Here is a 15,393-nt window from a genome sequence, read left to right on the forward strand (position 1 = left end):
TTTCAGATGACAGCAGAGGTTCGAGTTCGGTATGCCCCATCTCCTACGGGCCATTTACATATAGGAAATGCAAGAACGGCCTTGTTCAATTATTTATTTGCAAGAAATCAAGGCGGCAAATTCATTATTCGGATCGAAGATACGGATGTGAAGCGAAATGTAGAAGGCGGAGAAGAAAGCCAGCTCAAATATTTAAAGTGGCTCGGCATGGATTGGGATGAGAGCATTGATATCGGAGGCGGGTATGGACCTTATCGCCAAACCGAGCGTCTCGATATTTACAGCAAGTATTGGCAGGAGCTGCTTGATCGAGGACTAGCTTATCGCTGCTACTGCTCAGAGGAAGAGCTGGAGCAGGAGCGGGAAGCGCAAACCGAGCGCGGCGAGACGCCGCGGTATTCCGGACTTCACCGCAACTTGTCGGAAGAGCAGCGGCAGGCTTTTGAAGCGGAAGGCCGTGTACCGAGTATTCGCTTCCGTGTGCCTGAAGGCCGCACCTATGCTTTTGATGATATCGTAAAAGGCTCTATCAGCTTCGATACTGCAGAGATGGGCGATTTCGTAATCGTGAAGAAGGATGGCATTCCTACCTACAACTTTGCTGTAGTACTTGACGATTATTTGATGAAAATCAGTCACGTACTGCGGGGCGAGGATCATATCTCAAATACGCCTCGTCAGCTCATGATCTATGAAGCGTTCGGCTGGGAGCCGCCGCAATTCGGTCATATGACGCTAATCGTAAATGAACAGCGCAAGAAGCTAAGCAAACGTGATGAATCGATTATTCAGTTCATTTCCCAGTATGACGAGCTTGGTTATTTGCCGGAGGCTATGTTTAACTTCATTACGCTGCTTGGGTGGTCGCCTGAAGGCGAGCAAGAGATCTTTACCCGCGAGGAGCTTGTCTCCGTCTTTAATCCGGAACGCCTAAGCAAAAGCCCTGCCGTATTCGATACGCAGAAGCTGAGCTGGATGAATAATGAATATTTGAAAAAGGCTGACCTCCCCCGTCTAGTTGATCTCTGCCTCACGCATTTGCAGCAAGCAGGGCGTGTCGCGAATGATCTGGATGCGGAAGGCCGTGCATGGGTAACGGATCTTGTAGCGCTCCACCAGGACAAGCTGCGCTATGCTGCAGAAATCGTACAGATGACAGAGCTCTTCTTCCGCGATACGATTGAGGATGAGGGCGATGCTGTCGAAGTGCTTGCTGAAGAGCAGGTTCCGACTGTGCTTCAAGCCTTTTTGACTCGGATAGAAGCAGGCGAAACGCCATTCCAAGTGGACGGCATTAAAGAAATGATTAAAGCGGTGCAGAAGGAGACGGGCTTCAAAGGAAAACAGCTCTTCATGCCGATTCGTGCAGCGCTTACCGGGCAAACCCATGGTCCCGACTTGAACCAGTCACTTGCATTGCTGGGTAAAGAGAAGGTTGCGGGCCGCTTGCGCGGACGTTTGGCGGGCTACGGGGTTTAGACGCTTATAGCCGTTTTGCAATGGAGCGGACATAATGCCCTTGTCACATTTTTGGGTATTCGGTATACTATGACTAATAAATGAATGAATCGAACGGCCATGAACAGGAGAAGTACGTTTGCTTGTGGATTCGCAGAGAGGACAACCGTCATTCGAATCGGCGTCGCATCATGATGTGTGGCAATGGGAAAATGGAATGGGGCTGAAAGTTGTCTGGTCCGCCAAACGGAAATATGCACCTGGGAGCTTTGTTCCGAGCTGTTGCAGCGAAATGCACGATCATAAGGATAGGGCGGCAATGCCAAGTCTTTTATGAGGGCGCATATTTAGCAGCGCAGGGTAGGCAGCAACGTATCGTCTGCGTTAAAGACTCTAAGAGGAACGAATCCTCAGCGGAAGCTGTCGATTTGTTCAAGCAGAGTGGGACCGCGAGTTTACACGCCTCTGCAGCATAATATGCTGCAGGGGCTTTTCTTTTTTTTATTAGAATCATATGAGCGTTTGAAAAAGGAGCATTGCTTATGTTTCGTCATTTCCGATCAGACATACAGGCGGTATTCGAGAATGATCCGGCTGCCCGCAGTCGTTTCGAGGTTGTTTTCACCTATTCGGGCTTACACGCCATTTGGGCTCACCGCATCGCCCATCCCCTATACCGCAGAGGCTGGTTTACTATTGCGAGAATGATCTCTCAGGTGAGCCGTTTCATGACGGGCATTGAGATTCATCCGGGCGCTCAAATCGGCGAGCGATTGTTTATCGATCATGGAATGGGTGTCGTGATTGGAGAAACTTGCGAAATAGGCGATGATGTTGTGATTTATCAAGGCGTTACTTTAGGCGGTACAGGAAAGGAAAAAGGGAAGCGTCATCCGACAATCGGCAATAATGTGGTTATCGGCTCAGGCGCGAAGGTGCTTGGATCATTCCAAGTCGGCGACTTTTCCAGCATTGGGTCCAACGCCGTTGTTCTGAGGGAAGTGCCCTCGAATTGCACCGTAGTAGGAAATCCGGGTCGTGTCGTTAAACGCAATGGAGAGCGAGTAGGCGATCGTTTGGATCATACGCAGCTCCCCGATCCAGTCATAGAAATGTTCCGTACGATGCAGAAGGAAATAGATGATTTAAAAACCGAGCTGAATCAGCTTCGGGAACCTGTAGCTGGAGGAGAAATTCGAAAATGACAGTATCCATTTATAATACCGTTTCAAGGTTGAAAGAGCCTTTTGTATCGCTAGAGCCTGGTAAAGTTAAGATGTATGTCTGCGGCCCGACCGTCTATGATTACATTCATATCGGGAATGCACGGCCCGTAATTTTCTTCGATGTTGTTCGCCGTTATTTTGAGGATATCGGGAATGAGGTCCAATATGTCGTGAACTTTACGGACGTAGACGACAAGCTTATTCGCAAAGCCGAGCAGCTTGGCGCAACGGTGCCAGAAGTAGCGGAAAAGTTTATTGAGGCATTTTATGCGGATATCGAATCGCTTGGCGTTCATAAGGCGACGCTTAATCCGCGCGTGACGGAGCATATTCCTCAGATTGTTACGTTTATTCAAGGGCTGATAGACAAAGGCTATGCTTATATGAGCGAGGGCGATGTCTATTACCGTACGGCTGCATTCGCAGATTACGGCAAGCTTTCGCATCAGAATATAGAAGAGCTTCAGTTCGGTATCCGGGTTGAGATTGGCGAACGCAAGGAGAACCAGCAGGATTTTGTATTGTGGAAGGGCGCTAAGCCTGGAGAAATCAAATGGGAAAGCCCATTTGGCGATGGCCGTCCTGGCTGGCATATTGAATGCTCGGCTATGGCGCGCGAGTATCTTGGGGATACTTTGGATATTCACGGGGGCGGACATGATTTGCAGTTCCCGCATCATGAGTGCGAGGTTGCTCAATCGGAAGCCTTAACCGGCAAGCCGCTAGCGAACTATTGGATGCATAACGGCTATATTCATATTAACAATGAGAAAATGTCCAAATCACTAGGCAACGGCATTACGGTACATGAGATTGTGAAGCGGGTTAAGCCACAGGCCATCCGTTACTTTATGCTCTCGACTCATTATCGCAGCCCGTTGAACTTCAGCGATGATTCCGTTGCCCAAGCTGAAAACAGCGTGGAGCGGATTGCAAACTGCGCAGCAAATCTAAAGCATAGGCTTTCTGCCATGAACGGTGAGTTCACAGAGGCAGGTGGAAGCGGACTTGTTCCGTCGGGCGATAGAGCGCTGGATGCGAGACTTATGGCCATACATGACCAATTCCATGCGAAAATGGGCGATGATTTCAATACGCCTGATGCGATAACCACGGTATTCGACTTAGTTACGGAAGCGAATCAATATCTGAATCGTTCAGATGCGGCTGCAAGTGCAGTATACGCTTTGCTTACTCTTCTTGAGCGTATAGATGCTGTGCTAGGCTTGCTCCCGCAGCAGCAAGCGGATGGTGAGCTGCTAGATGCGGATATAGAACAGCTGATTGTAGAGCGTACGGAAGCCCGCCAGACGAAAAATTGGGCTAGAGCCGACGAAATTCGTGATTTGCTTACGGAGAAAAACATCGTGCTTGAGGATACGCCGCAAGGTATCCGCTGGCGGCGCAAATGAGTGAGCATAATGATTTAAATATGCTGCTCTTTCATCCGCCTTCTAAAAAACCGCAGCTTATGAACCCAGTCGTTCTGGCTTATATAGGAGATGCCGTTTTTGAGCTTCTCGTACGGCAGTATTTAATCTCGCTTCCAAACCAGAAGTCGCATCATCTCCACCGTGAGGCGACAAAATTTGTATCCGCCAAAGGGCAGAAGAGAACACTGGATCTCTGGCAGCCGCATTTGACCGAAGAGGAGGCGGACATTGTCCGCCGCGGCCGCAATTCGAAGTCTGGCACGCCACCCAAAAATGCCGATCTCGCCGATTATCGGCTCGCTACTGCATTGGAGAGCTTGGTAGGATACCTCTATTATGAAGGTCGTATCACCAGACTGAACGAATTGCTCGCGATTGCGCTAGGAGAACAAGAAAAGCAATAAGGCTGGCGCATGCCATTAGAGAATATTAAAACGATATAAGGAGGGTAACCGATGACAGAAGAAACGATTCAAGATGAGATGATTGCCGGTAAGCACCCTGTGCTCGAGGCGCTTCGATCAGGACGTGAAATTAATAAAATATGGATTGCCGACGGTGCACAGAAGACCTTGACGCAGCCAATCGTTGCAGAAGCAAAGAAGTTCGGCATTGTCGTACAGTTTGTTGACAAGAGAAAGCTCGACAGCTTAACCCCGGGCGTTACCCATCAGGGAGTTGTCGCGCAAGCGGCTGCCTTCGCCTATGTGGAGGTAGAGGAGATTCTTGAACGAGCGAAGCAGCGTGATGAGGTTCCTTTTATACTGCTGCTTGACGAGATTGAAGATCCGCATAATCTAGGCTCCATTCTTCGCACGGCCGAATGTACAGGAGTTCATGGCGTGATCATTCCGAAGCGTCGTTCTGCGGGACTTACAGCTACTGTACTGAAAACATCTGCCGGAGCAGCTGAGCATGTGCCTGTTGCACGCGTTACGAATCTGGCGCAAACAATCGATAAGCTGAAGGAAGCGGGCGTATGGGTAGCAGGAACTGACCTTAGCGCTTCGCAAGATGTATATAAGATGAAATTCGATATGCCGCTAGTTATCGTCATCGGCAACGAGAGCAAAGGCATGGGAAGACTCATTAAGGAAAAATGCGATTTTCTCGTTAAGTTGCCGATGCTCGGCCAACTGAATTCCTTGAACGCTTCGGTTGCAGCTGGTGTTCTTATGTATGAGGTCGTGCGGCAACGCCGGAGCATGTAGGCCATGAATCGGCGCGACGATATTTTATTGGTCGATGGGTATAACGTGATTGGCGCTTGGCCGGTTCTCGAGAAGCTGAAGGAGTACGCTCTAGAGGAAGCTCGGGACAAGCTGCTCGATATGCTGGCGGACTACCAAGGATTCACGGGCATGCAAGTATACGTCGTGTTTGATGCGCATCAGGTGCCCGGACTCGGGGCCACTTATCGGCACCACAAGCTGATGATCGTATATACGAAAGAGAAGGAAACGGCCGATGAATGTATCGAGCGTCTCTGCTCCGAACTGTTTGTAAGACGGAGGAACATTTATGTTGCAACGTCTGATTTGGTAGAGCAGCATGTAGCTTTCGGTAAAGGAGCGCTCCGCGTTTCCGCGCGCGAGCTGCTTATCGATATTAACCAAAACCGCAAAAACATCGAGCAATCGCTGCGCGAGGATAAGCCGGGGAAGCGCAATTCGGTAGATGGAATCGTAAGCCTTGAGGTCCGGAGCAAGCTAGAAAAGCTTCGCCGAGGAGAGAAATAATGGATACTTACTTAATTGCTGGCGATAGCGTGAGCGGAACAAGTTGAAATGCCTATGCCACAAAGTTACAAAATTGCTAGAAAATCGATGGTTTACGAGTACCCGATTGGTTGACGGTGTAAGGTTACATAATGTATACTGACTCTATTATTAGCGATAAGAACGTGTGGTTTTGCCAGGTATACTTTCTTATCTCTCGACGTGAAGCGCTGCTGGACCTAAGCGATTAGGGACAGTTAGATAGGTTTGCGTGAATATGAATCTAGCGGTGTACGCCTTGCAGGCCGGAGGGATAGTTCGTGAGTATCGACCTCAAAGAATGGAGTACGCTTGAGTATGACAGCAGTACGGACGAGGATATCGTCGAAGCGGTCCGCAATGGCGACAGCATAGCGTTGGAATATTTGATTAACAAGTATAAGAACTTTGTGAGAGCCAAAGCGCGCTCGTATTTTCTTATCGGTGCGGATCGTGAAGATATCGTGCAGGAGGGTATGATTGGTCTTTATAAAGCAATTCGTGATTTTAAAGGGGACAAGCTTGCAAGCTTCAAAGCCTTTGCGGAATTGTGCATAACTAGACAAATTATTACCGCCATCAAAACTGCCACGCGTCAGAAGCACATCCCGCTTAATTCCTACGTATCGCTTGATAAGCCCATTTATGATGAAGATTCGGATCGCACGCTGCTTGATGTCATTTGTGGCACGCGAGTATCTGATCCTGAAGAATTAATTATTAATCAAGAAGAATTTATTGGCCTGGAAGATAAGATGTCCGAAATTTTAAGCGACCTTGAACGTAAGGTGCTCATGCTTTATTTGGATGGAAGATCTTATCAGGAGATTGCAGTCGATCTGGATCGGCATGTGAAATCAATAGACAATGCCCTTCAACGTGTAAAGCGAAAGCTTGAGCGTTACTTGGAAGTCAGAGACATTAGCGGTTAAGTGCAATTATACGTAAATTTCTTTTAAAGAGGACTGTCTTCCATCTGGCGGTGTCCAGATGGAATATACAGTCTTTTTGTTTTAAAAGGGCTCAAGTAGACTATACTGATAGGGACGAGCCCGATATTGCTGTTGTTACCATATATTCGTAGGGCCAAACACTTATCTTTTACATTGACATCAAAATTGCTGTATGATAAAGTGTTTAGGTAGGCCTAAATTCGAGGTTTTTTTTCGTTTTGGCGTTGGAATCAATGAACTTTCATATAGAGCTTCATGATTCGTATTTTGTAGCAGTTCGGGAGGTGTAATTCAATGCGGGTAATTATCACGTTGGCATGCACAAACTGCAAACAGAGAAACTATGCGAGCAGCAAGAACAAACGCAATCACCCCGACCGCATCGAGTTGAAGAAGTTTTGCAAGTTCTGTAACGAGCAGACTCCTCATCGCGAGACGAGATAGTCAATTGGAGGTGTGAACGTGGCATTTTTGGCTAAACTAAAGCAAGGCTTTGGTACAACGTTTAGTTTTTTTGCCGACAGCTGGGCGGAACTTAAGAAGGTTCGCTGGCCAAGCCGTAAAGAGTTGACAAGCTATTCGATCGTGGTTTTGCTTACGATCACGCTTGTAACGATTTACTTCTGGCTTCTTGACATCGGGATCTCGTCTCTGGTTGAACTCATTGTTTAAGAAGGGTCCAAAGGTGGATTTGTGATGGAAAAAAGATGGTACGTCGTGCATACCTACTCAGGCTATGAGAACAAGGTGAAAGCCAATTTGGAGCGCCGTGTTGAATCAATGGGCATGGAAGACAAGATTTTCCGTGTTCTAGTTCCTATGGAAGATGAAGTGGTAGAGAAGGACGGTAAGAAGAAGACTGTCCAGCGTAAGGTCTACCCCGGCTATGTTCTTGTGGAAATGGTTCAAACCGACGATTCTTGGTACGTTGTTCGGAATACGCCAGGCGTAACTGGATTTGTAGGATCAACAGGTTCCGGTTCAAAACCGATTCCTCTATTGCCAGATGAGGTTGAGCAAATACTCAAGCACATGGGCATGGAAGAGCCAAAACCGAAAATCGAGTTCGATCTGAAAGAAACGGTTCGCGTCAAAGTAGGTCCTTTCGCAGATTTTGTTGGTACAGTAGAAGAAATTTTGCTGGACAAAGCGAAGTTGAAGGTTCATGTAAACATGTTTGGCAGGGAGACCCCGCTGGAGCTGGATTACACTCAAGTGGAGAAGATATAATATCTGGTTTCCGAACCCATCGGTTCATTCCGGTGGAGGTTTGGACGCGAAGTGACAATGCCATTTAGGTGGTAAACGTTATTTACGCATGGAATAAAGGGTTAGGAGGTGTCAGGCATGGCAAAGAAAGTCATCAAGATGGTCAAACTGCAAGTTCCTGCAGGTAAAGCAAACCCAGCGCCGCCGATCGGTCCAGCACTTGGTCAAGCAGGCGTGAACATTATGGCGTTTTGTAAAGAGTTTAATGCTCGTACAGCAGATCAAGCAGGCTTGATTATTCCAGTCGTTATTACAGTATTTGAAGACCGTTCGTTCACGTTCGAAACAAAAACGCCGCCGGCAGCAGTATTGCTACGCGTCGCAGCTGGAATCGAAAAAGGTTCAGGCGAACCGAACAAGAAGAAGGTCGCTACTGTAAAACGTGACAAAGTTCGCGAAATCGCTGAGCAAAAAATGCCGGATCTTAACGCAGCTTCTGTAGAAGCGGCAATGCGTATGGTTGAAGGTACTGCTCGCAGCATGGGCGTAACTATTGTTGACTAATACCGCGAGGTAGCTTGCTTTGCGAGGCTTCGGCTTCGCGAGTGGGAGGATCATCCTTAGGAGGATTTTCCGCTACAACCACATAAGGAGGAAATTACAATGGCTAAACAAGGTAAAAAATATGTAGAAGCTGCTAAGCTTATCAACAGCGAAGCAACTTACGAGCCTTTAGAAGCGATCGAGCTTGTAAAAAAGGCAGCAACAGCTAAATTCGACGAGTCCGTTGAAGTAGCAGTTCGTTTGGGTGTAGACCCGCGTAAACAAGACCAAGCAGTTCGTGGCGTAGTAGTACTACCACACGGTACTGGTAAAACTAAACGTGTTCTCGTTTTCGCAAAAGGCGAAAAAGTGAAAGAAGCGGAAGCTGCGGGTGCTGACTTTGTTGGCGATGCAGACATGATCAACAAAATCCAACAAGGCTGGTTCGAATTCGACGTTTGCGTAGCAACGCCGGACATGATGGCTGAAGTTGGTAAACTTGGACGGATCCTTGGTGGTAAAGGTTTGATGCCTAACCCTAAAGCAGGTACAGTAACGTTTGACGTTGCTAAAGCCGTTCAAGAAATCAAAGCCGGTAAGATTGAATACCGTCTTGATAAAGCAGGTCAAATCCATGCGCCAATCGGTAAAGTATCTTTCGATGCTGAGAAACTCAACGAGAACCTCAAGTCATTGATCGACGCACTTAACCGTGCTAAACCGGCTGCTGCAAAAGGTATTTACCTGAAAAATATCTCCGTTTCTTCGACAATGGGCCCTGGCGCTCGTGTTTCTACAGCGGTATATCGCTAAGAAGAACGGAACTAAATTCGAATACGCATACCGTAGACAGTAGGTGCCATTAGGCTTAATTTCCTACCGAGGTGTTATGATAAAACGTTTGTAAGCAACATTCGATCCTTTTTGGGTTGATGCGCGATAACGACATCATGGCCTTCGCAGTGTCTGCGAAGGCCTTTCTCATGCATCGAGGCGTGGAAAGCCCGTCGTAATTAACGGAATGTATACTATTACGGGAGGTGTACAGTTTGGCTAACGCAAATATCATCCAAGAGAAACAAGAGGCAGTTGCCGTAATCGCGGCTAAAATTGCTGCTAGCTCCAGTACAGTTGTAGCTGACTATCGTGGACTGAACGTTGCGCAAGTAACTGAACTTCGGAAACAACTTCGTGAAGCAGGAATCGAATTCCAAGTTCTTAAAAACTCGCTCGTTCGCCGCGCAACTGAAGGTACGGATTTCGTAGAATTGAACAACATTCTTACAGGTCCTACTGCAATTGCATTCGGTAAAGAAGACGCTGTTGCTCCAGCTAAAATTTTGAACGATTTCGCTAAGAAGAACGATGCTTTGAAACTTAAAGGCGGCGTTGTAGAAGGTAAAGTCGTATCACAAGAAGAGATTAAAGCACTTGCGGAACTTCCGTCCCGCGAAGGTTTGCTTTCTATGCTCCTCAGCGTATTGCAAGCTCCAGTGCGCAACTTCGCGCTTGCGGTTAAAGCAGTCGGCGAGAAACAAGAAGCACAAGCTTAATAATCTACAGTCACTTATTGCAATGAACCGACGCAAGTCGGCTGCATGATAAAACAACAAAAAAATAAACCATATTCCCGGAGGTATAACCATGTCTAAAGAACAAATCTTAGAAGCGATTAAAGTTATGAACGTTCTTGAACTGAACGAGCTAGTTAAAGCAATTGAAGAAGAATTCGGCGTAACTGCAGCAGCTCCAGTAGCAGCAGCAGGAGCTGGCGCAGCTGTAGAAGCTGAGCAAACAGAATTCGACGTTATCCTTAACGGCGCTGGCGCTTCGAAAATCAACGTAATCAAAGTAGTTCGCGAAATCACAGGTCTTGGCCTTAAAGAAGCGAAAGACTTGGTTGACAGCGCTCCTAAAGCTGTTAAAGAAAAAGTTGCTAAAGAAGAAGCAGAAGCAGTTGCAGCTAAGCTTACTGAAGCTGGCGCTTCCGTAGAAGTTAAGTAGTATTTTTACAATAAAATAAGCTGATCATGCGACTGAATGATGAATCGGCTGGCGAGCCCCTTGAACCGTCAGGTTTCAAGGGGTTCGTTGTATGTTAAAGGATAAGAATGTATAAGCGAAGCGATGAACTTATACATTCTTATCTTTCAACGCGAAATGCGCCTTTTCCGCTAAGGTCCGGCAATCGCCGTTTGCGCTTGACGCTATGGAAAAACGGGGGGTGATGTATTATGTCGAATCACTATTACTCACAGAGCCCAGATGTGAAGCATAATCGTCAAATTCATGAAGTGTCTCTAAGAGGCTTTTCTTTCCGATTTATGACGGATGCAGGAGTTTTCTCGAAATCGGGTGTCGATTATGGAAGTCAGGTTTTGATTGATGCGCTCGATCTGGAAGTTGATGCAAAGGTACTGGATGTGGGCTGTGGATATGGTCCAATTGGGTTAACCGCTGCAAAGCTTGCCGATAAAGGGCAAGTGACCATGATTGATATCAATGAAAGAGCAGTAGAACTATCGCGCGAAAATGCCAAACTGAATCATATTGCGAACGTTACGGTATTGCAGAGCAATGTATTTGAAGCCGTTAAACATATGAAATTTGATGTAATCGTTACGAATCCGCCTATCCGGGCGGGCAAATTGGTCGTACATCAGATTTTTGAGGAAGGCTTTGAATTGCTGGAGCGAGGCGGAAGCATGTGGGTAGTCATTCAGAAGAAGCAGGGAGCGCCTTCGGCCAAAGCTAAACTGGAGTCATTGTTCAGCGATGTTGAGGAAGTGACGAAGGATAAAGGCTATCGAATTTTTCGAGCTGTAAAAGGTTAGTAAATTTCTCAAAAGCTGTTTTGAAAATATGTTTGAAAGTGAAATTAAATTTATTGACTTGACATTTTAGATATGGTAAAATTATAAAATGTCAGCATTAAATTGGGCTCTATCTCTTTAGTTAACTAAAATGTCAAGTGTGAATTTAAAGCGCGGAATGCATAAGTTTTACACATTTGACGTATAATGTTTACGTTTTGGGCAAAATTATTTGATATGAGACTATCATAGCCGCGCTGTGATTGGTTAACTGCCGGAACATGCTCTTTTTTCGAACTATTCGATAAGGGCTTTTCTTTATTTGACTATATAGGCGGCTGGTCCGTCTATGGTGACGCAGTGAGTATCGATGCTGTGATACAGACATGAGGGGTGAGGTTAAGTTGGCAGGACAACTTGTTCAGTATGGTCGGCGCGCGCGCAGAAGCTACGCCAGGATCAACGAGGTGCTGGAAGTCCCGAACCTGATTGAAATCCAACAAAAATCGTATGAGAAGTTTTTGGATAGCGACTTAATTGAGTTGTTCCAAGACATTTCTCCGATTTCGGACTTTACAGGCAATCTATCGCTTGAGTTTATCGACTATAGCTTGGGCGAACCGAAATATTCGGTCGATGAATCAAAAGAGCGCGACGTGACGTATGCGGCTCCTTTGCGCGTTAAGGTACGACTTTTTAATAAGGAAACCGGCGAAGTAAAGGAACAAGAAGTTTTCATGGGTGATTTCCCGCTTATGACAGAGACTGGCACGTTTATTATTAACGGGGCCGAGCGTGTCATAGTCAGCCAATTGGTTCGATCCCCGAGTGTGTACTTCAGCACGAAGGTCGATAAGAACGGGAAGAAGAACTACACTGCGACGGTTATTCCTAACCGTGGCGCTTGGCTAGAGCTTGAAACGGATGCTAAGGATATTATCTACGTTCGTATTGATCGGACGCGTAAAATACCGGTAACGGTACTTTTGCGTTCACTTGGATTCGGTACAGACGCTGAGATTCTTGAGCTGCTCGGCCATGATGAGTACATTCGCAATACGCTAGACAAAGATAATACGGATTCAACCGAGAAAGCGCTGATTGAAATTTATGAGCGCCTTCGTCCGGGCGAGCCTCCAACTTTGGATAATGCGAAGAGCTTGCTGGTAGCACGTTTCTTTGATCCAAAACGTTATGATTTGGCCAATGTAGGCCGTTACAAAATAAACAAAAAACTGCACATCAAGAACCGTTTGTTCAATCAACGGCTTGCGGAAAATCTAGTTGATCCTACGACTGGTGAAATTATTGCCGAGTCCGGACAAATGATTGACCGTCGTTTGCTTGATGAAATTCTCGAAAAGCTCGAGAAGGATGTTGGCTTTAAAACGTATCACGTTGCTAACGGTGTATTGGATGCAGATAGTATTCCACTACAAACGATCAGCGTATTCTCGCCATATGACGAAAGCAAGGTTATTAAGGTAATTGCAAATGGCATTATTGATAAATCCGTGAAGCATATTACGCCTGCGGACATCATTTCTTCCATTAACTACTTTATTAATTTGCTTCACGGCGTAGGCAGCACGGATGATATCGATCACCTCGGTAACCGCCGTCTGCGTTCGGTAGGCGAGCTTCTTCAAAATCAATTCCGTATCGGTTTGTCTCGTATGGAGCGCGTTGTGCGCGAGAGAATGTCCATTCAAGACGCGAATGCGATTACGCCACAGGCGCTAATCAACATTCGTCCGGTCATTGCATCTATAAAAGAGTTCTTCGGCTCCTCGCAGCTGTCCCAGTTTATGGACCAAACGAATCCGCTTGCTGAATTGACGCATAAGCGTCGTCTATCTGCACTCGGACCCGGCGGTTTGACTAGGGAACGCGCTGGCTTCGAAGTACGTGACGTCCATCACTCCCACTATGGGCGGATGTGTCCGATCGAGACGCCAGAGGGACCGAATATCGGTTTGATCAACTCCTTGTCTTCCTTTGCCCGCATTAACGAATATGGCTTCATTGAAGCGCCATACCGTTGGGTAGATCCGAAGACGGGTATTGTTACCGAGCAAATCGCATACCTGACTGCTGATGAGGAAGATAACTACGTAATCGCGCAAGCGAATGCGAAGCTGACTCCTGAAGATAAGTTTGCAGAAGAGAATACGATCGTTCGTTACAATAAACAAGCCGATAACATTTTGACTATGCCAAGCGATCGCGTTGATTACATGGACGTATCTCCTAAGCAGGTAGTATCCGTTGCGACAGCGTTAATTCCGTTCCTGGAAAACGATGACTCCAACCGTGCCCTTATGGGATCGAACATGCAGCGTCAAGCGGTACCGCTTCTCATTCCAAGATCACCACTTGTTGGTACGGGTATGGAGCACAAGGCAGCGAAAGACTCCGGCGTTTGTATCGTTGCGAAATATGACGGTATTATCGAACGTTCTTCCGCTAATGAAATTTGGCTTCGTCGCGTCGAAGAAATTGATGGCAAGCCTGTTACAGGCGACTTGGTAAAACATAAGCTACACAAGTTTATGCGCTCTAACCAAGGAACGTGCATCAATCAGCGTCCACTCGTGCGCAAAGGCGACGTTATTAAGAAGGGTGATATTCTAGCAGATGGACCTTCCACTGAAAAGGGCGAATTGGCTCTAGGACGCAACGTTGTCGTTGCATTCATGACGTGGGAAGGCTACAACTACGAGGATGCGATCCTACTTAGTGAGAAGCTAGTGAAAGAGGATGTTTACACATCCATTCACATCGAGGAATATGAGTCCGAGGCTCGTGACACGAAGCTTGGACCAGAAGAAATCACTCGCGATATCCCGAATGTCGGCGAAGAAGCTCTTCGCAACTTGGATGAGCGCGGAATCATTCGTGTCGGTGCTGAAATCGGCGCTGGCGATATCCTCGTTGGTAAAGTAACGCCGAAGGGCGTAACGGAGCTGACTGCGGAAGAAAGATTGCTGCATGCTATCTTCGGTGAGAAAGCTCGTGAAGTGCGTGATACATCGCTTCGCGTACCGCATGGTACTGACGGTATCGTTGTAGACGTTAAAGTATTTACGCGTGAGAATGGCGATGAATTGCCACCTGGCGTTAACCAATTGGTACGTGCGTACATTGCTCAAAAACGGAAAATTTCCGAAGGCGACAAAATGGCCGGACGTCATGGTAACAAAGGGGTTATCGCCCGCATCATGCCAGAGGAAGATATGCCTTTCCTACCGGATGGCACACCAGTAGAGGTTGTCCTCAACCCGCTCGGCGTTCCTTCACGGATGAACATCGGCCAAGCGCTTGAAGTTCACTTGGGTATGGCTTGTAAACATCTCGGCATTCACGCGGCTACGCCAGTATTTGACGGCGCGCGCGAGAATGACGTTTTCGATACAATGGAAGAAGCAGGCATGCAGCGTAACGGTAAAACCGTACTGTATGACGGACGGACAGGCGAAAACTTCGAGCGTGAAGTTACAGTTGGGGTCATGTACATGATCAAGCTGGCGCACATGGTCGATGATAAAATCCATGCCCGTTCCACTGGTCCTTACTCACTTGTTACACAACAGCCGCTCGGTGGTAAAGCGCAGTTCGGTGGTCAACGTTTCGGGGAGATGGAGGTATGGGCGCTTGAGGCTTATGGCGCAGCGTACACGCTTCAAGAAATTTTGACTGTTAAATCCGATGACGTGGTTGGTCGTGTCAAAACGTACGAATCAATCGTCAAAGGCGAGAACGTACCAGAACCGGGCGTTCCGGAATCGTTTAAAGTTTTGATCAAAGAGCTTCAAAGCTTAGGTATGGATGTTAAAATTCTGTCTGAGAATGAAGAAGAGATCGAAATGAAAGAAATGGACGATGAAGATGAGGCAACGGGCGATAAGCTCAACCTCAATATTGAAGGTGCCGAGATCGGCGCTGCTGAATAAACTAGTTGCTGGATTCCGTCACATGGTCACGCGCCTATGACGGAATCT

At 47.1% G+C, this 15,393-nt stretch carries 16 protein-coding genes and 1 other annotated feature; all 16 genes read left to right on the plus strand.

Annotated elements, in window-relative coordinates:
* Positions 1–6: 6 nt before the first annotated feature.
* The 16 genes from gltX (at position 7) to rpoB (ending at position 15,345) form a co-directional block, all read left to right on the plus strand.
* A complete protein-coding gene (gltX, locus tag HI950_RS32140) occupies positions 7–1,479 on the plus strand; it encodes a glutamate--tRNA ligase (protein ID WP_169090702.1) in 1,473 nt (490 codons plus the stop codon).
* Positions 1,480–2,000: 521 nt separating this feature from the next.
* A complete protein-coding gene (gene cysE / locus HI950_RS32145) occupies positions 2,001–2,663 on the plus strand; it encodes a serine O-acetyltransferase (protein ID WP_169090704.1) in 663 nt (220 codons plus the stop codon).
* Positions 2,660–4,096 carry a cysteine--tRNA ligase gene (cysS, locus tag HI950_RS32150; protein WP_169090706.1) on the plus strand — a complete coding sequence of 479 codons (1,437 nt, stop codon included), beginning with the start codon at positions 2,660–2,662 and terminating at the stop codon, positions 4,094–4,096. Before cysE ends, cysS begins: the two co-directional genes overlap by 4 nt.
* Positions 4,093–4,521, plus strand: coding sequence for a Mini-ribonuclease 3 (locus tag HI950_RS32155; RefSeq protein ID WP_169090708.1), 429 nt, complete (start codon positions 4,093–4,095; stop codon positions 4,519–4,521). Before cysS ends, HI950_RS32155 begins: the two co-directional genes overlap by 4 nt.
* Positions 4,522–4,572: 51 nt before the next feature.
* Entirely contained in the window at positions 4,573–5,328 is a 756-nt protein-coding gene (rlmB, locus tag HI950_RS32160; protein ID WP_053373880.1) for a 23S rRNA (guanosine(2251)-2'-O)-methyltransferase RlmB, read from the plus strand.
* Between the two features lie 3 nt (positions 5,329–5,331).
* Entirely contained in the window at positions 5,332–5,856 is a 525-nt protein-coding gene (locus HI950_RS32165; protein ID WP_169090710.1) for an NYN domain-containing protein, read from the plus strand.
* Positions 5,857–6,155: 299 nt separating this feature from the next.
* The gene (gene sigH / locus HI950_RS32170) at positions 6,156–6,806 is read left to right on the plus strand and encodes an RNA polymerase sporulation sigma factor SigH (protein ID WP_053373882.1); all 651 of its coding nucleotides are present in this window, start codon (positions 6,156–6,158) and stop codon (positions 6,804–6,806) included.
* A gap of 315 nt (positions 6,807–7,121) precedes the next feature.
* The gene (gene rpmG, locus HI950_RS32175) at positions 7,122–7,271 is read left to right on the plus strand and encodes a 50S ribosomal protein L33 (RefSeq protein WP_015847242.1); all 150 of its coding nucleotides are present in this window, start codon (positions 7,122–7,124) and stop codon (positions 7,269–7,271) included.
* An 18-nt stretch (positions 7,272–7,289) separates the two neighbouring features.
* Complete coding sequence (gene secE, locus HI950_RS32180; protein WP_169090712.1) at positions 7,290–7,499, plus strand: preprotein translocase subunit SecE; 210 nt, start codon at positions 7,290–7,292, stop codon at positions 7,497–7,499.
* A gap of 24 nt (positions 7,500–7,523) precedes the next feature.
* Positions 7,524–8,057 carry a transcription termination/antitermination protein NusG gene (gene nusG, locus HI950_RS32185; protein ID WP_053373884.1) on the plus strand — a complete coding sequence of 178 codons (534 nt, stop codon included), beginning with the start codon at positions 7,524–7,526 and terminating at the stop codon, positions 8,055–8,057.
* A gap of 117 nt (positions 8,058–8,174) precedes the next feature.
* Positions 8,175–8,600 (plus strand): 50S ribosomal protein L11, encoded by a 426-nt coding sequence (gene rplK / locus HI950_RS32190; protein WP_028609671.1) that lies wholly within the window; start codon positions 8,175–8,177, stop codon positions 8,598–8,600.
* A 99-nt stretch (positions 8,601–8,699) separates the two neighbouring features.
* Positions 8,700–9,392, plus strand: coding sequence for a 50S ribosomal protein L1 (gene rplA / locus HI950_RS32195; protein WP_169090714.1), 693 nt, complete (start codon positions 8,700–8,702; stop codon positions 9,390–9,392).
* Positions 9,393–9,404: 12 nt separating this feature from the next.
* Positions 9,405–9,571: a sequence feature (ribosomal protein L10 leader region), on the plus strand.
* 57 nt (positions 9,572–9,628) lie between these two features.
* Positions 9,629–10,132 (plus strand): 50S ribosomal protein L10, encoded by a 504-nt coding sequence (rplJ, locus tag HI950_RS32200; RefSeq protein WP_053373886.1) that lies wholly within the window; start codon positions 9,629–9,631, stop codon positions 10,130–10,132.
* A 91-nt stretch (positions 10,133–10,223) separates the two neighbouring features.
* Positions 10,224–10,583: a 50S ribosomal protein L7/L12 gene (gene rplL, locus HI950_RS32205; RefSeq protein WP_110773977.1), complete on the plus strand. Its 360-nt coding sequence runs from the start codon at positions 10,224–10,226 to the stop codon at positions 10,581–10,583.
* Between the two features lie 230 nt (positions 10,584–10,813).
* Positions 10,814–11,413 (plus strand): class I SAM-dependent methyltransferase, encoded by a 600-nt coding sequence (locus HI950_RS32210; protein WP_187768203.1) that lies wholly within the window; start codon positions 10,814–10,816, stop codon positions 11,411–11,413.
* Positions 11,414–11,796: 383 nt separating this feature from the next.
* Positions 11,797–15,345: a DNA-directed RNA polymerase subunit beta gene (gene rpoB / locus HI950_RS32215; RefSeq protein WP_169090716.1), complete on the plus strand. Its 3,549-nt coding sequence runs from the start codon at positions 11,797–11,799 to the stop codon at positions 15,343–15,345.
* Positions 15,346–15,393 lie beyond the last annotated feature (48 nt).

Origin of the sequence: Paenibacillus sp. PL91 (genome assembly GCF_012935325.2) — a bacterium.
Classification (GTDB): domain Bacteria; phylum Bacillota; class Bacilli; order Paenibacillales; family Paenibacillaceae; genus Pristimantibacillus.